Source organism: Rhizobium sp. AN73 (genome assembly GCF_030757975.1).
Taxonomy (GTDB): Bacteria; Pseudomonadota; Alphaproteobacteria; order Rhizobiales; family Rhizobiaceae; genus Agrobacterium; species Agrobacterium arsenijevicii.
Genome location: NZ_JARWME010000001.1, coordinates 603,401 through 620,828, shown reverse-complemented (window position 1 = coordinate 620,828; position 17,428 = coordinate 603,401). Strand labels below are relative to the sequence as shown.

Annotated in this window: 13 protein-coding genes and 1 pseudogene; 7 read left to right on the top strand and 7 right to left on the bottom strand. The window is 56.4% G+C overall.

What is annotated here, in order from left to right:
* Nucleotides 1–156 precede the first annotated feature (156 nt).
* Complete coding sequence (rfbC, locus tag RBH10_RS02670; protein ID WP_281038405.1) at nucleotides 157–684, top strand: dTDP-4-dehydrorhamnose 3,5-epimerase; 528 nt, start codon at nucleotides 157–159, stop codon at nucleotides 682–684.
* 5 nt (nucleotides 685–689) lie between these two features.
* Here the strand turns inward: rfbC and RBH10_RS02665 are convergent, their stop codons facing one another.
* The 4 genes from RBH10_RS02665 to RBH10_RS02650 all read right to left on the bottom strand — a co-directional run bounded on the left by RBH10_RS02665 (nucleotide 690) and on the right by RBH10_RS02650 (nucleotide 5,577).
* Nucleotides 690–2,033, bottom strand: coding sequence for a DUF4910 domain-containing protein (locus RBH10_RS02665; protein WP_281038406.1), 1,344 nt, complete (start codon nucleotides 2,031–2,033; stop codon nucleotides 690–692).
* A gap of 13 nt (nucleotides 2,034–2,046) precedes the next feature.
* Nucleotides 2,047–3,117, bottom strand: a complete 1,071-nt coding sequence (locus RBH10_RS02660) for an NAD(P)-dependent oxidoreductase (protein WP_281038407.1) — start codon at nucleotides 3,115–3,117, stop codon at nucleotides 2,047–2,049.
* 117 nt (nucleotides 3,118–3,234) lie between these two features.
* Nucleotides 3,235–4,638: a glutamate-1-semialdehyde 2,1-aminomutase gene (locus RBH10_RS02655; protein ID WP_281038408.1), complete on the bottom strand. Its 1,404-nt coding sequence runs from the start codon at nucleotides 4,636–4,638 to the stop codon at nucleotides 3,235–3,237.
* 210 nt (nucleotides 4,639–4,848) lie between these two features.
* The gene (locus RBH10_RS02650) at nucleotides 4,849–5,577 is read right to left on the bottom strand and encodes a LuxR C-terminal-related transcriptional regulator (protein WP_281038409.1); all 729 of its coding nucleotides are present in this window, start codon (nucleotides 5,575–5,577) and stop codon (nucleotides 4,849–4,851) included.
* A 576-nt stretch (nucleotides 5,578–6,153) separates the two neighbouring features.
* Here RBH10_RS02650 and RBH10_RS02645 point away from each other — a divergent pair.
* The 3 genes and pseudogenes from RBH10_RS02645 to RBH10_RS02635 all read left to right on the top strand — a co-directional run bounded on the left by RBH10_RS02645 (nucleotide 6,154) and on the right by RBH10_RS02635 (nucleotide 10,520).
* Nucleotides 6,154–8,496 carry a CheR family methyltransferase gene (locus tag RBH10_RS02645; RefSeq protein ID WP_306180410.1) on the top strand — a complete coding sequence of 781 codons (2,343 nt, stop codon included), beginning with the start codon at nucleotides 6,154–6,156 and terminating at the stop codon, nucleotides 8,494–8,496.
* Nucleotides 8,493–8,639 (top strand): annotated as a pseudogene (locus tag RBH10_RS02640) (hypothetical protein); the annotation flags it as partial. The gene RBH10_RS02645 and the pseudogene RBH10_RS02640, both read left to right, overlap by 4 nt.
* 36 nt (nucleotides 8,640–8,675) lie before the next feature.
* On the top strand, nucleotides 8,676–10,520 hold the full coding sequence (locus tag RBH10_RS02635; RefSeq protein ID WP_306180568.1) for a response regulator: 1,845 nt from the start codon (nucleotides 8,676–8,678) through the stop codon (nucleotides 10,518–10,520).
* A gap of 42 nt (nucleotides 10,521–10,562) precedes the next feature.
* Here RBH10_RS02635 and RBH10_RS02630 read toward each other — a convergent pair whose 3' ends face one another.
* The 3 genes from RBH10_RS02630 to RBH10_RS02620 all read right to left on the bottom strand — a co-directional run bounded on the left by RBH10_RS02630 (nucleotide 10,563) and on the right by RBH10_RS02620 (nucleotide 14,487).
* Nucleotides 10,563–11,522, bottom strand: coding sequence for a glycosyltransferase family A protein (locus RBH10_RS02630; RefSeq protein WP_281038411.1), 960 nt, complete (start codon nucleotides 11,520–11,522; stop codon nucleotides 10,563–10,565).
* On the bottom strand, nucleotides 11,519–13,030 hold the full coding sequence (locus RBH10_RS02625; protein ID WP_281038412.1) for an oligosaccharide flippase family protein: 1,512 nt from the start codon (nucleotides 13,028–13,030) through the stop codon (nucleotides 11,519–11,521). The genes RBH10_RS02630 and RBH10_RS02625 overlap by 4 nt, the downstream gene beginning before the upstream one ends.
* A 224-nt stretch (nucleotides 13,031–13,254) precedes the next feature.
* Complete coding sequence (locus RBH10_RS02620; RefSeq protein ID WP_281038413.1) at nucleotides 13,255–14,487, bottom strand: polysaccharide pyruvyl transferase family protein; 1,233 nt, start codon at nucleotides 14,485–14,487, stop codon at nucleotides 13,255–13,257.
* 269 nt (nucleotides 14,488–14,756) lie between these two features.
* Here RBH10_RS02620 and RBH10_RS02615 point away from each other — a divergent pair, with 269 nt between their 5' ends.
* From RBH10_RS02615 to RBH10_RS24845, 3 genes are read left to right on the top strand one after another with little or no spacing between them, the layout of a single operon-like run.
* Nucleotides 14,757–15,956 carry a glycosyltransferase family 4 protein gene (locus RBH10_RS02615; RefSeq protein ID WP_281038414.1) on the top strand — a complete coding sequence of 400 codons (1,200 nt, stop codon included), beginning with the start codon at nucleotides 14,757–14,759 and terminating at the stop codon, nucleotides 15,954–15,956.
* Between the two features lie 4 nt (nucleotides 15,957–15,960).
* On the top strand, nucleotides 15,961–16,923 hold the full coding sequence (locus RBH10_RS02610) for a DUF4038 domain-containing protein (RefSeq protein ID WP_372339764.1): 963 nt from the start codon (nucleotides 15,961–15,963) through the stop codon (nucleotides 16,921–16,923).
* A complete protein-coding gene (locus tag RBH10_RS24845; RefSeq protein ID WP_372339778.1) occupies nucleotides 16,806–17,279 on the top strand; it encodes a DUF4038 domain-containing protein in 474 nt (157 codons plus the stop codon). The genes RBH10_RS02610 and RBH10_RS24845 overlap by 118 nt, the downstream gene beginning before the upstream one ends.
* Nucleotides 17,280–17,428: the final 149 nt, after the last annotated feature.

Here is a 17,428-nt window from a genome sequence, read left to right as displayed (position 1 = left end):
CGCAAAAAATGCGCTTAAAGCGGGTGAGCTCGGTAACCGAAAGGGTGACTTATTCGCCAGCCAGCCTTCAAGGCATGCTGCCAATTGATGTATTCCGGAGCCGTGAAAAATGGCGGAGAATTCCTCCTGAATAAGGGGTCGCATCAGGAGCACCGAATGCTGTTTGAGAAGACGAGGATCGAGGGGCTTTGGGTTGTCAATCCGGTGCCTATCCGGGATAGCCGCGGCTCTTTTGCCAGGACGTTCTGCAAACATGAATTTGAGAGCAACGCGCTGGTATCGGACTTCAGTCAGCACAGCCTTTCCTTATCAAAGCTGAAACACACTGTACGGGGTCTGCATTTTCAGCTGCCGCCGCATCAGGAGACAAAGCTCGTTTCCTGCGTCAAAGGATCCATATGGGATATCGCCGTCGATCTGCGCCGCAACTCGCCGACTTATCTGCAATGGGTTGGGACAACGTTATCAGCCGACAATGGCGCGCAGTTCTACATTCCCGAGGGTTTTGCGCACGGCTTCCAGTCGCTCAGCGACGACGTTGCCGTGTCCTATTTGATTTCGGTGCCATATGCGGAAGCAAGTGCAGCGGGGATACGTTATGACGAGCCCGCGATCGGTGTAGAATGGCCCGCGCCACCCTCCGTTATATCGGAAAAGGACCTCGGTTGGCCGGCCTGGCAATGAAGGCGCTACCGCGTCAGGAAACCGAGGTTCGAGACAAGGCCCGCTTCCAGAAGCCTGCCGGCAGCGCTCGCTATATCGATAAACGGCATTTTCGAAGTTTCGGCGATATCGAGCAGCGAGTTTTTTCCATCGGCAAGGTTGAGTATCCAGAGATAGGCCATGGTGCGGTCATCATTCGTCTTATGACCGCCGATGGCAGGAAAAAGCCCGTATTTTCCGAGCTGGGGTTCACCCTTCGGCTTAAGGTTCAACGGCGTCCAGTTGCCTTCGAGAGCATCGATCATGTCCATGATCATCCAAAAGGATGTGGCGAGGTGCTCGGGCCTGATGAAGTCGAGATTGTCGGCGGAGGTGTGATATTCAGGAAAGGTTCCAAAAGCGCTTCTCTGCAGAAGGCCGACCGGCAGGTTGAAGCCCGGCGAACAGAATTGACGCTCGTCATAGCCATAGGGACTGAAATCGACGATTTCGAGGTGTTTGCGATCCTCCCCGCACCGCGTGCAGGCTGCAATCCGATCGATCAGTGCATCTGCCCTGCGGCTACGCTTGTAGTTCGGCCCGCCCCCGTCACCAATGCACGAAACCACAAGACCATGCGCGATGTTCGATAGCCCGTCTTCGTTCTGCGCAAGCCATGACAGGGAGCCAATCGTTCCGGGCGCAAAAACGAACCGATAATTGTAATATGTGGATCTACTTTTCAGGCTGGCGGCAAGACACGTCAGCAATGCAAGGCCGGAACAATTGTCGTTTGCCAGCGACGGATGACAAATATGCGCGAAGAGAAGCACCTCTTTGCTGCTTGTTCCGACATGCAGGTATTCGCCGTAAAACAAATTGCCTGAGGTCTTTTCGGTGTCGATGACGACTTCATAGTCGCCTTCCTCGAGCTTGAGGAACTCATGATGCGACATGCAAAAGCCCCAGGCATCCGTGTAATAGGCTGTTTTGTAAGGAATGAGATCCGGTTGGGCCGGCAGGGTATAGATATGCGCTTTCAGTTCGGCGAGCGGCATCACGCGGCATTGGGGGATGCTGTAGTTCATGAGATGCAGGTTCGAGGTTTGGAAATCGATCACCTTGCGTCCCGAATGGTTTTTCACATAGGCGTCCCGGACGATCCATTCCTGCGGCACCGTCCAGTCGAAAACCCGTGTTCCGCTCGGGACCGCGCGTTGTTCGATATCGATGTAGTCTTTGAGGATCTCGATCGTGTCGCGCACGCCTTGGCCGGTGATGCTGCGACAGATCGGAAAGAGGCGGGAAGCCAGATCATGAATAGTCTGGCCGATACCTGCCTCCCGCCATGCAGCGCCTGTCAGCTTGGCGAAAGGCTCCATCTTGCCCATCGCAGCCTCCTGTTCAAACCGGTGCCGCAATATCGGCGTCGCGGCGCGGCGCGGGCATGGGGCGGCGCAGGTTGCTATCGATATCGTTGTCACCGATCAGCTTCTGGAGCTGGCCGATCCGCTGATAGCGCGGCCCCTCGAATTCGGCCATTGTCAGGCCGGCGCTCTTGAACGCGTGGTAGAGTTGCTCGGCGCCCGCGGCCGCTGTCCATGTCGGTTTGAACGCCGGAAGCGCACGGGCGATCTTGCCGAAATCGACCCGGTAGGAGCGGGTATCGGGGCTTGCATCACTGGCATATCGGAGCTGGCATCCGGGCACCGTGAGAGCGACGATTTCGGCAATCTCCCTGATCTGGTAATTATGCGCATCCTGTCCGACATTGAACGCCTGATTGTGTATGGCATCGGTCGGCGCTTCGAGGGCGGCCAGAAAGGCCCGCGAAATATCCTCGATGTGAACGATCGGACGCCATGGAGACCCGTCGGATTTCAGGAGGATCAGTCCTTCCGTCACCGCCCACGCGGTCAGGTTGTTGAGGACGATATCGAAGCGCAGCATGGGCGAAAGGCCATATGCCGTCGCAGGACGCATATAGACGGGTGAGAAGCCAGGGCTCGCTAGTCCCGCGATCTCGCGCTCCGCCAATACCTTGGACGTGCCATAGGCCGATACCGGTTTCAGTTCTGCCGTCTCGTTGACCAGTCCCTCGCCAGCGGCGCCATAGTTGCTGCAAGACGAGGCGAAGATGAAGCGCTTGACCCCGGCCTGCTTTGCGGCCGCCGCTGCCCGAACGCTGCCGCGGTAGTTAATTTCGTACGTGATCTCCGGATTGAGATTGCTCAGCGGATCGTTTGACAGCGCTGCGAGATGAATGACAGCGTCGAAGCCTTCCATGTCCGAAGGGGTGATGTCGCGGATGTCCTTGCAGACACCTGGGACCTGCGGCAAAGGTCCCCCCGGAAGATAAGCGCAGCGATGGTAGAATTCGGTGTCATAGCCGTGAACTTCGTGACCGGCTTTGCGCAGGATGGGTACCATGACGGAGCCGATGTATCCGCGATGCCCGGTGACCAGAACGTGCATGAAATTTCCCCTCAAAATCCGTTGTCGATCGCAACCAGCGTATCTTTTCAGTGAAGACCGATGCACCGGGCAAAGCGGCCGCAGCCGGTATGCAAACGGTTTAGCCGCCTCCGTCGGTTAAGACTTTTGGATGGTTTCCGATAATCCCGACATCTCGGCCCCGGCCAGATGATGGGCGGCTTGATGCTGCGCGCCGCCATTGAAACGCCGAAAGACGACATCGGACGGGCGCCCTATCAGGAATTTTTCGACGCCATATTCCAGCGCTTTGCGATAGACGACGAGTGCCCCATCGATGGCATCGAGCGTTTTGGCTATGTCCTCGTCCCCATGCGTGTAGCTTACAACGAGAGACGGCGCGAGAACGCCACGGCGGATGGTTTCCTGCAGGAAGAGCGAGCGAAATGCCTGAGACGGCTTTCCATTCTGATCTTTCGTGAAGTAGCTGAGGCAAGCGGAATGGCCCTGGACGCCGAAGTAGGAATCGAGGCCGTGACCAATAGCAATCTGGCCAATGGCGGTACGCAGCGCATTTCCCTGGCGGACCAGATGTGGGACCACGGGTTCGCGCTGGTAGATCTGCATGGTTGCGATAGCCGCCGCCATCGCATGCGTTTCCGCCCCATGCGTCGTCGAAAGCAGGAAGACGCGGGGGGCATTGGTTTGATCGAGACCGCCCCGTTCCATGAATTCACGCTTGCCGGCAAGTGCGGAGATAGAAAAGCCATTCCCTAACGCCTTGCCGAAACAGGATAGATCAGGGACGATATCGTATGTCTTCTGCGCTCCACCCGCATCCCAACGGAAGCCGGTGATCATTTCGTCGAGAATGAAAAGCGCGCCTCTTTCGTGGCAGAGCATTTTGAGTTTGTGAAGAAAATGGTCGCGCGGCGGATCGCCTCGCGACGGCTCCAGGATGAAAGCCGCTATTTGACCTGGAAAGCGGTCGAACAGACTGCGTGCGCTTGCCAGATCGTTGTAGCTGAAGCCAAGGACCAGATTCTGGATCGCCTCGGGAATGCCCGCATTCATCTCGGTTGTCCCGATGAACCAGTCGTCGGTCGAGAAAAACGGGTGGTCGCTGCAGCGCGCGATCAGGTCGCGGCCCGTCACGGCCCGTGCAAGTCGCACCGCGGCGGATGTCGCATCAGAACCGTTCTTGCAGAATTTGACCATCTCGGCCGTCTGGATCGTGTCGAGAAACGTCGATGCGCAATCCACCTCGATCTTTGCAGGGCGTGTGAAGTTGCAGCCGCAATATAGCTCTGCACGCGCTGCTTCTACGACGTCGGGGTATGCATGGCCAAGGCCGACAGCTCGATTGCCCATGCCGTACTCGATATATTCGTTTCCATCGACATCCCAGACATGACAGCCATATCCTCTTGCAATAAAGCCGGGAGACAGAACGGGATACTGGTCGTCACCCTTTGCATAGGTATGTGCACCGCCCGGTATGATGTTGCGGGAGCGCAGTCGTAGTCGGTCCGAGTTTTCGAAATTTTCGACGAAATTTTGCATGGCGCAATCCCGGGTACATATGTCCAAGGATCGGAGATTACCGTATCCGGCTCGGTGGCCGTCATTCCGCCTTTATGCCTGGAATGCTAGCCGAAAGACTTAGAGAAGATGCACGACCTTCTATCGTCATCGCTCCAATGCTCTTGCATCAGGCGGCACCCGTAAAAAAATATAAATTCCCCCTGATTTCACTGCATACGACGCCGGGGGTCAATTTTTGAACAGATCCGATATTTTGAAAATCACTTCCGTTCTGTTTTTTGCATCCACTTTCTTCATGATGTTGCGAACATGCACCTTTACGGTGCTTTCACGAAGGTTGAGTTCATAGGCGATGATCTTGTTCGGCTTGCCTTGAGTGAGGGCATTGATGACATCGACTTCCCGCTGGGTGAACATTGCCGTTCGCTGGCGTTCCTTGTCTTCCGCAACCACGAGCAATTGCCTCAGATCGCTGAGGTTTTCAGCCGATACGAAGGCGCCGCCTGCCAATGCGAGGGAGATGGCGCCCACGCACACTGCCAATCCTATTGCCGAGGAGATGTATCCCCGCACGCCCACATCAAAAGCTCTCATGACCTGGCGCAGATCGCGATTTTCCGCAAGAATGACGACCGGCAGATAGGGGAAATCGGCAATAAATTCCCGCAACTCATGAAGCGATCCGTCATCGGAAAAACCGTTGCGGCCGACATTGACCAGGATGCCGGTATGATGGCAGTCCGGGGTATTTCTCCACTCGTCCAGTGACGAGAATAATTCGACTTCCATATCCAGGCCGTATGCGATCAGGCTCTGGGCCAGACATTCACGGTCCAGCGCGCGGTCATCGATGATCGCCAGCTTCCTGACTGAAGCATCTATAGTTTTCGAATGCTCAACCACATGAAAATTCGATGAGAATTGGCCATGCCCGTTGTTGGGAACTGATGTCAGCATAATATGTCCTATCCGCCCTGAAGAGTTACTTTGCCGATTTTCATAGCTTGGTAGCGCCGCACCGAAGAGTTTCTTTGCAGTCGGCACACGGACGTTTGGGGTGATCCAACCCGGAACGTCGTCATCAATCGGAAATCTCGGGAAGGATGATCTATATTGATGCGCTCTGGTTTTTTTGAAATTCAATGCTGACCAGAAAGCAATAGGAGTGATGCTACCCGAATTTCTGTTCCTGCATCCTACAGTGGAGTATCGGAGCTGGAATAGAATCGGAAATTACTCATTTCGATAGCGATTTCGAGTTAGTCTTCAGTCTGGTTCGATATGAGCGTGCCAGCTCTAACCACATTGGATGAATTATAATCGCGGCCGGATTGATCTATCGTCCACCGTTGGTGCTTTTTATTCGTGACGGCCGCGACCATCAGCGGGTGGGGTTTGGTGGAATGATTATCGCTGACGCAATATCTCAAGGCCGTGACGGCTGCTTTCAAGACTTGGTGAACGCTTCAACCCTGATGCTTCGTGAGGGTCGATTTCCGTTTGGAATGCGCGTCAATTTTAGTGAGAGTAAATATGACGGAACGCGGCGCTGATAATAACCCGGCTCGTTTTGCTTTCGGGAAAAATGCCGGTCCTATGTCCGGGTCAAAAGAAGCGGGTCAGGATAAGTTCACGATTGTCGGTGTCGGAGCTTCATCGGGCGGACTGAATGCGTTCAGAGCGCTACTCAAAGCGTTGCCCGAAAAAACGGGCTGTGCGTTTCTCGTTGTACAACATCTCGATCGTTCGCATGAAAGCATGCTCGCAGAACTTCTGTCGAGCGAAACAAATATGGTCGTTACGGAGGCCGTCAATCTAACGTTGATAGAGCCGGAACACGTCTATGTCATTCCGCCGAGATTTCTGATGTCGGTTGACGGAGGAAGGATACACCTCTCGCCCCGGCGAGAGCTGCATGAGGCGCCCCTGCCGTTTGATTTTCTCCTGGATTCGATGGCGAAGGAGTATGGACCACGGGCGATAGCTGTCGTCCTGTCCGGCACGGGATCCGATGGCTCATCCGGTGTCCAGCAGATCAGGGACTTCAAGGGGCTCGTTCTGGTTCAAGAGCCGGGTGAGGCGCAGTTCGACGGCATGCCGGCAAGTGTTATTTCGCTGGAGATCGGTGCGACCGTTTTACCTGTCGCCGAGATGCCTGCAGCCATCTTCAAACATATTGCCCTATTGTCGCGGCTTCCAGCTGCTCACTCGATGCAGCACCGAATGCCCGAACTTGGGCAGATCATCGAGATATTGAGAGTTTCCACGGCGAACGATTTTTCGGCCTATAAACATGGAACGCTGCAGCGCCGGGTCGAAAAGCGCATGGCGGTTCTCGGTATTACGATCGAAAACGTAGATCGGTATCTTGAGATGCTCGAAAACAGCGAAGAAGAGCGGCAAAATCTCGTCAGAGATCTGTTGATCAACGTCACCAGCTTTTTCCGGGACAGCAAGGTATTCGACTTTCTGCGCGACACCATTATTCCGGATATTCTCCGTGCGAAAGCGGCGCATGGAACAGTGCGGGTTTGGATTGCTGGATGCAGCACGGGGGAAGAGGCATATTCGCTCGGCATTATCTTCCTCGAACTCATTCAGTCGATGGGACTTCATCTCAAATTGCAGATGTTCGCTTCGGACGCCGATGTCGAGGCGGTCGCAATTGCGAGAGATGGACATTATTCACCCGAGGCGGTCAAATCGCTGGCGCCGGACTTGCTGGCAAAATATTTCGTAAGGGATGGAAGCGGGTACACCGTGACGGCGCAATTGCGCAGTGTGGTGGTCTTCACTGTGCAGAATGTCCTGAGCGACCCACCGTTTTCAAGGGTAGACCTGATTTCATGCCGGAACCTGCTGATTTATCTTGATGCAGACGCCCAAGCCAAGGTTTTGTCCCTGTTCAGGTTCTCCCTGCGTGAAAATGGCATTCTGCTGATCGGGAAATCCGAAACCGTCGGCAGAATGGATGACCATTTCAAGCTGATTTCGGAATCAGACAAGGTATATCGGCGCATAGGACCTCCGGTGTTCGGTGATCTTCATTTCGGAACGGCCCCGGGTGGAAATGTCAGAATTCCTCCTTCGCAAGGAAAGGTGACTTTAGCGTCGAGGCACAACGCGCTTGCCGAGGCGGTTTCCCAGATACTGCTCGGCAGCTACGTGCCGGCCGCGATCCTGGTCAATCGACATTATGAATATCTGTATTCCGTCGGCCCGACAGCAAAGTTCCTACAGATCGCTTCAGGCCCGGCATCGCATGACCTGTTCGCGATGATACCGAAGGGGCTCCATAATAAAATCAGGTCTGCTGTCCATCGTGCGACCCGGGATCAGAAGTCATCCGTGGCCAGGAAGGCAAAACTTGACGGCAACGGGGCGCATATCGAGTTCAGCATTCATGTCGAGCCGCTGTTCAGTCACGGCGAAGAACTCTTCCTCATCTGTTTCGTGGAAGACCCTGCGCAAGCCAACAGGGCCGTCCGGTCACAGAAGTCATCGACGATAGATATGTCCCCCATCGCCGAGCTTGAGTTCGAACTGGAGGAGACGCGGGCTGAACTACAGGGTGCGATACGCAACCTGGAACTAGCCAGTGAAGAACAGAAGCAGATCACCGCCGAAGCGCTGTCTCTCAGTGAGGAGTATCAGTCGGCGAATGAGGAACTCGTTACTTCGAAAGAGGAGCTACAGTCCCTCAACGAGGAGCTTACGGCCCTCAACAATCAACTGCACGAAGCTCTGGAACGTCAGCGCGCAGTATCCAACGATTTGCAGAATGTCTTGTACAGCACCGATGTTCCGACGCTTTTTTTGATTCCACTCTTCGCATACGGTTCTTCACACCGGCCACGCGGTCTCTCTTTAACTTGATACCGTCCGATGTCGGACGACCTCTCTCCGACCTCAGCGGCGACAGCACGCTTCGAACCGATGCCAAGATGGTTCTCCTGAAAGGCGATACGATCGACAGGGAGATCGCCGGACCGGACGATCGCTGGTATGTCCGCCGCGTCAAGCCGTATCGCGATGAGAGCGAGACCGTCGACGGGGTGGTCATCACGTTCATTGACGTGAGTGCCCAGAAACAGGTTGCCGAGAGCAGGGAAGCTGCGAAGAAATCCGCCGAACTGGCAACCGAGGCCAAGTCGCGGTTCCTGTCTGCGGCAAGCCACGATCTTCGCCAGCCGCTGCAAACGTTGAAACTGTTGCAAGGGCTCCTGGAAAGGAGTGTGGGTGAAGGGCAGGCACGCACCTTCGTTCAGAGAATGGAGGAGACGCTGTCCTCGATGCTGGGCATTCTCAACTCCGTTCTCGACATCAATCAGATCGAAGCGGGAATGGTGGAGCCCAAGATCGTGAGCTTCGCGATCGGCGGTCTTCTGGGGCAGCTCTTCAAGGAATTTCACTATCCAGCCCGTGCCGCCGGTCTCCAACTCCGTGTCGTGCCGTCCAGCCTTGCCGTTCACACCGATCCGCGTCTGTTCGCGCAGATCGTTCGCAACCTTCTTTCCAATGCGCTGAAATATACCACGAGCGGCAAAATTCTGGTCGGCTGTCGCCGGCGCGGGACCAAGGTTCGGTTCGAAGTGTGGGATACTGGCATCGGCATTCCCGAAAACCATATCGACGATGTTTTCAAGGAATACCACCAACTCGACGCGCCTGCCGGAACGGAAGACCGCGGGTTGGGGCTGGGATTGTCGATCGTCAGGCGGCTCAGCGAGCTTCTCGGACTGGGCGTATCGGTGCAGTCACGATTGTATAAAGGGTCTGCCTTCATGATCGAGATCGACCAGGCATCGGCAGGTGAGCCGCTTGTTCCAATGCCTGCGCCAGTGGACGACCATTCGCGCCAAGCGGCAACCCTGTCGTCGGCGTCGATCCTCGTCATTGAAGACGAAAACGGAATGCGCGATCTGCTCAAGATGGGCCTTGAGCAGATGGGATATACGGTCGCTGCGACCTCAACGGCTGCCGAAGCGCTGGCGATCGTTCGAGGCCTGCAGTTCATACCCGACGTCATTCTCGCAGACTACAATCTCCATACTGGTGGGGATGGCATAGCTGCGATTGGAGATATCCGACAAGCTCTCCGTCGCAACGTTCCGGCGCTTATCCTTACAGGCGACATTTCGAGCAAGGCTCTGAAGGCTTTTGCGCAGCACGAAATACCGCATCTGCACAAGCCGGCAAAGCTCAAGGACGTCATGCAGATGGTCGAGACCCTGGTCGTTCAACAAACCGGCGAGCGGGCAGAGCGCAGAAACGAAGCCGAAAACATGGAAACGATGACGGGTCGGCGCATCGAAATCATCGACGACGAGCTAGACATCAGGGATAACCTGCGTGCTCTTTTCGAGGGCGATGGCTGGGCGGTCAGAACCTATGCTTCTGCGGAGGCGTATCTTGCGGATTACAAGCCGGACAGATCAAGCTGCCTGCTTGTCGATGCGTATCTGCCTGGCATGGTCGGCATGGACTTGCTGCGTTTGCTGAAACAAAGACAGCATCGGTTTCCGGTCATCGTGATCACAGGTCACAGCGATGTGCGGATGGCAATCGATGCAATGCGATACGGAGCGGCCGATTTCATCGAGAAGCCGATTTCTTCCAGGGAAATATATCGGAGCGTGCGGTCGGCATTTGATCGATCACGTAATGCAAATGAGCGCGAGGAACGGCGTGAAACGGCTCGAGCCACCCTGGCAATGTTGACCCGCAAGCAACGGCAGATCCTTGACCGGATTGTTCAGGGACAGGCGAACAAGATTATTGCAGCCGATATGCAGCTTAGTCAGCGCACCGTCGAAAACCATCGCGCCTCAATCATGCGCCGAACGAAATCGGCTTCATTGCCAGCGTTGTTGCGGCTTGTCCTGAATGCCGAAGAATAGACCTTTGGTGAATTCACCCCGGTATCAAAAACCGGATGTGCTCTATCGGCGGGCGATAGCCTCACGGATGCGGTGCAATGCATCAGGCCGGCGCAGAAGATAGCTGATAGGTGGCAGAAACGCTGAAGCCGGTCTCAGGCGGAAAGCCTGCGCCAGGAGCGCACCCACGCCGGGCCGGCGCCGTGCCAGATTGGAAAGTGCACACCAATAAGCGCGATCGCTCAGGCTCGCGCGACCGCGCCGGAGCAGGGTTTGGGCATTGGCAAGCGAAGCGCCCTCGTTCCCGAAGAAGCTTTCGAGCGCGGCTTCGATTTCAGTATTCCAGGCAAGCACGTTATCAAGGATGGCCGACTGGTTGGCGCCGTGGATGCGGGTGAAATTCTGAACGGCGTCAAGTTCGACGATGTCGCCCAGGACCGCGAGGCGCATCCACATCTCGACATCGTCAGTATGGCGCAGTGCGGGCCGGTAATGACCGGCTCGTTGCTGAATGCGCGTTCTGGTAACGGCGAGGGGGCCTGGCACGGGGCTGCGTCCCGTAGCGCAAATGTCGGCGATGAAGTCCATCCCGCCACGAAGGCGCATGCCTTCGGCATCGTTGCGAAGGCCAGACGCGATTTCGCCGTCATCACGGAAGAAGGCGGTGCGGCCGAAGGCCATGTGCGCGCCGGGGTGACTGTCGAGCGCCTTTATGGCGCGCGTCAAGGCGCCGGGCGACAGGACATCGTCGGCGCAGATGATGGCGAAATAGTCCGCCCGAGCCCAATCAATGCCTTCGTTGAAAGACGCGTGACCGCCGAGGTTCCTTGGGCGCAAGCTCGTTTCGATACGAGGATCGGCTGCCGCGAGAGACCGGGTGATCGCAACACTATCGTCTGTCGAAGCATTGTCGATGATGAGGATACGCATTTCCGTGACGTTCTGGCCGAGGATGCTTTGGACGCATCCTTCGAGAAAGCGACCGTAATTGTAGTTGGGAATGACGATATCGATACTGCTCATGGCTCGATCGCTGCGGAAACGGCGGTGTCGGGAATAGAAGCTGGCGCAGGAGGTTTACCGATCCTGCGGAGACGCCCGGTGAAAGCATTGAACGTTGACCGCAGCTCGCCGAGGAGAGGGTGGCGCAGGAGAATTAGGCAGGCAGCCCAGCCTGCCACCGAAAGAATGATGGCGCCGCCAGCCTGGGCGAGGGAGTAATCGAAGCGGAAGCCCATCCAGGCGGATATGGCCAGCGGCCCCGCGATCGCAGCAAGGGTCACGGCTGCGCTCGGCCCGATGGCTACGAACAGTTCGGGTAGTTTGAAGTGCGCATGGCGTCGTACCATGTAGAAGGCGACGAGCATCTGGAAGGGCAATATTACGAACTGGCTCAGCGCTGCGGCGGTCAGGCCGAAGAAGCTGGCGGAACAGAGCACCGTTGCCGATACAGTGCGGCAGACGACACTGCCCAGGAAAGCTTCCCGGTTGGCGTTGAGAGCGATAAGCAGAGGCGTTGTCAGCACCATGGGAAACCAGAAGGTCGACGCGAGCGCGAGAATCCGGGTGATCGGTATCGCAGCGAGCCACTGGTCTCCGAGTGCAAGGCGCACGATGGGATCGGCGAGTATCGCGACCATGATCAGCGACGGCCAATAAAGCACGGTGATGTAAGACAGGGCGCGCAGGTAAGACTTGCGGACGTCCCCACCTTCGCGAACTTCGGCGGCGAGCGCCGGGAAGGCGAAGGAAAAGATTGCCGAGAGGAAAATGCGATCGGGAATGGAGCAGACGGTATTGGCACGATTGTAGATTGCGACCGCTGTCGGTGTCATGGCAAGGCCGAGCACCAGTTGAGGCAGGGACTCATACAATTTGTCGACGATGGTGGTCGCACCCCTGTAACGGCCGAATTCGGCCATACGGCGCCACGACTTGAGCGAGAGACGTGCTGCGCGCTGCGCCGGATCGGCATAGGCGGCAAGAGCGCTGGCAACGCTGTTGCCAGCGAGCATGCCGAGAGCGAAACTGACGAAGCCCCATCCATTCCTGGCAGCGACTATCGTCACAACAGCCATAACAACGAGACCGATGGTTCGGACGCGTGCGATCGTGCCGAAGGCGAGCTGGCGACGCAGCATGGAAAACGCCGGCATGCCCAGGCTTTCGGCCATGACGGCAACAATTGCCAGGACAAGATAGTGCTGGAGGCCGGGCTGGTCGTAGAAAGCCGCCACATACGGTCCGCACAGATAGAGAATGATCCCGAGAAGGCCGCTGACCAGGAGCAACAGTGTAAGCGACGTGTTGATGTCATCGCGTTCAACGAAATCGAGCTGAATCAGGAAATCGGAAGAAACGAATTCGCGAAAGGCGAAAATCACCGATGTCACCCCGTAGCCGATAACGGCAAAGCCCACTTCAGCAGGCGAAAGCAGCCTCGATACGATCGCGATCAGAGTGAAATTGACCGCAATTCCGAGGTGTTGTTCCAGCATGGCCATGAAAAAGGCGCGGCGGACTTTGTGCATCGAAGGGCTCCGACAGCGTCGCCGATTGTCGGCGTAGCGTCAAATTAGAGGAGGGGCTTGCACCTTGGAAATCTGACCGTTGGGATGGCAATGAGATCCGTAGGTGTAAGCCGTTTGGAGAATGTTCGTGCAAGGGGCATGCGACAGTGTGTGGTCTACTCCCATCGGACGTTAATGAGCCTCGGCACTACGTCGAAAGAATCGGGTTGTGGGCCAGCGTGTGTCTAAGGAGTAGCGCTCTGCGGCATTGCGACGACATCGCTGAAGAGAAATTCCCGGCCCAATAACGCCTGTTGCTCAGAGAGCTGGTGCTGAAAGTGCTCGTTGGCGATGGCAATCCGCTGCCTTACTGCCTCTGCATCAGCGAGTATCTCCTTCACCAGTTCGATGATTTCCTCTACCTCGAACGTGTCGATGTGCCGGGCAAATTTCTGTTGGTCGAAATCATGCATCAGATCATCGAACTTGCGGGCGTAACCTATCGATATCGTCGGATTGCCGAGTTTCAGGGAACAGACCACACCGTGATATCTGGATACGACGGCAAGATCGATCGCCGCCATCTGTTGCATTATATCGTGGAGCGTTGCGGCCGAGCTGATCTCTATCTGCGACAGCTCGTTCTCGGAAAGCATATCCGTAAGCAGAAACATCAGATCCGCACAGGCGACACGATCCGTAACATCCCCCATCACGAGGGTGATGCGATGGCCTTCGCCGATCATCCAGCTCACGAGCCGTGAGAGCTTGTGGATGTAGGCCTTGTAAATCTTGGCGGCCTCGGGGTCGTTGTGACGCCAGCCGCGATAGTCCATGACGCCGACGCCTATTCTCATCACGCCATCGGCGGATCTCTCCCGGCGAGGCGCAGGAACGGGAAGATCAAAGGCGATGTCGGGGTAACGGTAGTCTCGCGATACGTCAACACCGATCGCTTTCATGTAGTTGAGCGAGAAATCGTCTCGGTAGGATCGGTAAGAGGCCATCTTTGCGGCGGAGCGCAGGAACCAGCGGCTGAGAAGGCTTTTCATCGGACCGGCGCCGATGCTGACGAAGGCGATCTGCGTTTTGCGAAGGCGTGCGACGAGACACCAGCAAAAGACGACAAAGGGCCAGCCGAACCACTTTTCCTGAAAGTCATCGAGGATGCCGGTCCCCGGTATGATCATCAGGTCGACTTTGTCGAAATGGAAGAGGGAACTGACAAATAGCATCAGCCGTCGGGGCAGCCTGCCGAGCAGCTTGTCCAGTCGCTTCATCCACACATTCGTCAGGGGAGGGCCCCCAACGCCCATCGAACGAATATTGAACTTTGCACTTACGACGGTCGGACTTGCGCAGATGCACAACAGATCGGCATCGGGCCTCATCCTGCGCAGATAAAGGAGCATTGCTTCCAGCGATCCGTCATTGCCGGAATTGCCAGAACCAAATTGTCCAAGGAGAGTGATCCTCATTTATTTTCCAATCGCAGCACGGCGCCGACACGCTCGATATGGCATTGATATCTTCTGGATCAGCGCGACCCCACACCGACCTTCGGGCTGCGCCTTACGCCAAACGAATAGTCTGGTTGAGGCAAACCTTTCAAAGGAAGATGCAGCTAAGCCTAAGATGCAACTGCCCGTCATCCGACGGCTTTTTAGTATGTCGCGAGGCAGCCCTTTGAACCACCCGCCGTCGATCCAATGCGGGATGGTTATGGTTGCAAGAGCGAGAGTGTCCCATGAAGTTTGCCTATTTTGTCCTTCCCCATATCGGCGGCACCTATTCCGTCTTCAAACATCTTCGAAAAGGCCTCGTCGCCTATGGCATAGACGTGCGATGGCTCGGCGTGTGCAAGGAAACATACGGGCTGCCTTTCGAGCTGCAGGATGAAAAGGCATTCGGTCAGCTACTGCGGATGCCCGTCAATCTCAGCGAACGCGATTGCGCCCGACGAATGGCGGCAGCGATTGAAGACGGAGGGTTCGACGGTGTGATCGTCAACGTTCTTGGCGATCAGTTGCAGACAAATATCGCGCGCTATCTGCCCGAAGACGTCCTGCGTATTCTCGTCGTCCATAATATCTCGCCTGGAACATATGCGGCCGCGCGCTCGGTTCGGGACTACGCCCATGTGACGATCGGCGTGTCGGAGCGGTGCCGCGCCGATCTGGTCGCGCGCCACGGCTTTTCGAGGGATCGCACGTATGCAATCCCGAATGCGGTGGATAGCGATGCATTCCGCAAGCAGGTGGGTCGGTGCGTAAACCGGGGGCCGGAACTTAAAGCTCTCTTCGTCGGTCGGATAGAAGATGCATCCAAAGGCGTCATGTGGTTGCGGGAAATACTGGATGCCTTGCCCGAGGCGGTGCGCCTGACGGTCGTGGGAGACGGGCCGGATATGGGTAAACTCAAGCGAAGACTTGCCGGCCATGCCGGTCGCGTCAGTTATACGGGTTCCGTTCAGCTTTCTGACATACCGGCCATCATGGCCAGTCACGATGTTCTCATCATGCCGTCCCGCTTCGAGGGGCTTGGCATGACGATGATCGAGGCTATGGCTGGTGGCTGCGTCCCGGTCGTGTCCCATATCCGGGGCGTAACGGACACGATCGTCGAGACGGGGCGAAACGGTTTCCTGTTCCCGATCGGCAACTATACGGCAGCGGCCAACGCGATCGCCCGCTTGCATGCCGATCGCGACCTTCTCGAGCGCATGTCGATCGCGGCAAAGGAGATGGTCCTGAACCGCTTCAGCATCGAAAGGATGGCCGCGCGCTACAACGACGTGATCGCGACGACGCTGACCGACCGTCCGCAACTGTCACCGGTGCTCAGGATGGAGGACTGGTCGATTCCCGCCGGCTTGAAACCGGGCATTAGAACCTATGTGCCGTTGCCATTGAAAAACTGGCTTCGCGTCGTTCGTGAACGGCTCTGAAGTGATGATCGGCGATGACGGGCGACTTGGTTATGTGTTCGGCGTCTTCCTTCTTTGGCTATGCATGTTTTCGACCTGTATCGCACAGGATACCGCTTTTCCGCTCCGGACGGAGCAGGACGGTCGTTATCTCGAGGACAGCAAGGGGCAGCCATTCCTGATTGTCGGGGATAGTGCGTGGTCACTCATCGGGGATGCCTCTATCCCCGATGCGGAACTTTATCTGGAAACCCGAAAGCGGCAGGGCTTCAACACCGTGCTTGTATCTTTGATCGAGCATCAGTTCTCCCGCAAGGCACCGGCAAACTTCTACGGCGAGAAACCTTTTGTCGACGAGCCGTTCGATCGACCGAACGAGGCCTATTTCGACCGGGCCGAAACTTTCATAAAGGCCGCCGCCAGTCGCAACCTGCTGGTACTTCTCTGTCCGGCCTATAACGGCGCGCGCGGTGGCCCCGAAGGATGGTATGAAAAAATGGTCGCGGCCGGGCCAGAAAAGCTGCGGGCCTATGGACGCTATGTCGGGCAACGTTTTGCGAAGTACCCGAACATAATCTGGGTGCAGGGCGGGGATTACAATCCGCCCGATCGTAATCTGGTCATGGCTGTTGCAATGGGGATCGCAGAAGCCAATCCTTCGGCATTGCAGACCGTGCATGGCAATCCGGATACCGTGACGAGCGATTTTTGGCGGGATGCATCCTGGCTCGATATCGACTCGGTTTATACGTACCACAATGTCGCGGCGGCGGCGCTGGATCGTTACCGATCTGGACCGCGACGTCCTTTTTCCTCATCGAAGGCGCATATGAAGGCGAGAACGATGTCAAGGAGCGTCAGGTTCGTCTTATTGCCTACGGTGCACTGCTTTCGGGAGCGAGTGGTCAGCTCTTCGGCAACAATCCGGTCTGGCATTTTTCCGCTGCCGGACTTTATAAAGCGCATGACAGTTGGCAAGATTCACTGAACAGCCGTGGCGCTCAAAGCATCACGCATCTGGCCACGCTTTTCAATCAACTGACGTGGTGGAAGCTTGTACCCGATCAGGGCAGCGTGCTGAAAAGCGATGCGGGAGCATTCGCTGCGCGCGACAAAGACGGGTCGTTCGCCTTGATCTATGTCGACGCTCCCTCCGTCACCGTCGATCTCGACCGTCTGGCAGCCGGCGAGAAAACCCTTCGCTGGTATGATCCGTCGAATGGACTTTACGTCGGACCGATCGAGCATCTCGGCCGCAATGGCCTTCGCAACGTGCCGGTGCCGGCATCGTCGAATACTTTCGGCTTTCAGGACTGGATCGCCATTCTCTCCGCACGGGAATGATCGCTCCGACGATACTGCTTAACTCCGGTTTTTCATTCGTGGTTGCCCACGGTCAAGGTCTCGGCCCTAGAGTGCGTCCTGTTTAAACGGAATCGTTGGACGCGCTCTAGATCTTTGTTTTCGCGCATTTTCCGGACGTAAAACCGCTA

What these genes read in the sequence shown, in the direction of transcription:
- rfbC (WP_281038405.1), top strand. Translation starts at nt 157, where the DNA reads ATGCTGTTTGAGAAGACGAGGATCGAGGGGCTTTGGGTTGTCAATCCG.
- RBH10_RS02665 (WP_281038406.1), bottom strand. Translation starts at nt 2,033, where the DNA reads ATGGGCAAGATGGAGCCTTTCGCCAAGCTGACAGGCGCTGCATGGCGG.
- RBH10_RS02660 (WP_281038407.1), bottom strand. Translation starts at nt 3,117, where the DNA reads ATGCACGTTCTGGTCACCGGGCATCGCGGATACATCGGCTCCGTCATG.
- RBH10_RS02655 (WP_281038408.1), bottom strand. Translation starts at nt 4,638, where the DNA reads ATGCAAAATTTCGTCGAAAATTTCGAAAACTCGGACCGACTACGACTG.
- RBH10_RS02650 (WP_281038409.1), bottom strand. Translation starts at nt 5,577, where the DNA reads ATGCTGACATCAGTTCCCAACAACGGGCATGGCCAATTCTCATCGAAT.
- RBH10_RS02645 (WP_306180410.1), top strand. Translation starts at nt 6,154, where the DNA reads ATGACGGAACGCGGCGCTGATAATAACCCGGCTCGTTTTGCTTTCGGG.
- RBH10_RS02630 (WP_281038411.1), bottom strand. Translation starts at nt 11,522, where the DNA reads ATGAGCAGTATCGATATCGTCATTCCCAACTACAATTACGGTCGCTTT.
- RBH10_RS02625 (WP_281038412.1), bottom strand. Translation starts at nt 13,030, where the DNA reads ATGCACAAAGTCCGCCGCGCCTTTTTCATGGCCATGCTGGAACAACAC.
- RBH10_RS02620 (WP_281038413.1), bottom strand. Translation starts at nt 14,487, where the DNA reads ATGAGGATCACTCTCCTTGGACAATTTGGTTCTGGCAATTCCGGCAAT.
- RBH10_RS02615 (WP_281038414.1), top strand. Translation starts at nt 14,757, where the DNA reads ATGAAGTTTGCCTATTTTGTCCTTCCCCATATCGGCGGCACCTATTCC.
- RBH10_RS02610 (WP_372339764.1), top strand. Translation starts at nt 15,961, where the DNA reads ATGATCGGCGATGACGGGCGACTTGGTTATGTGTTCGGCGTCTTCCTT.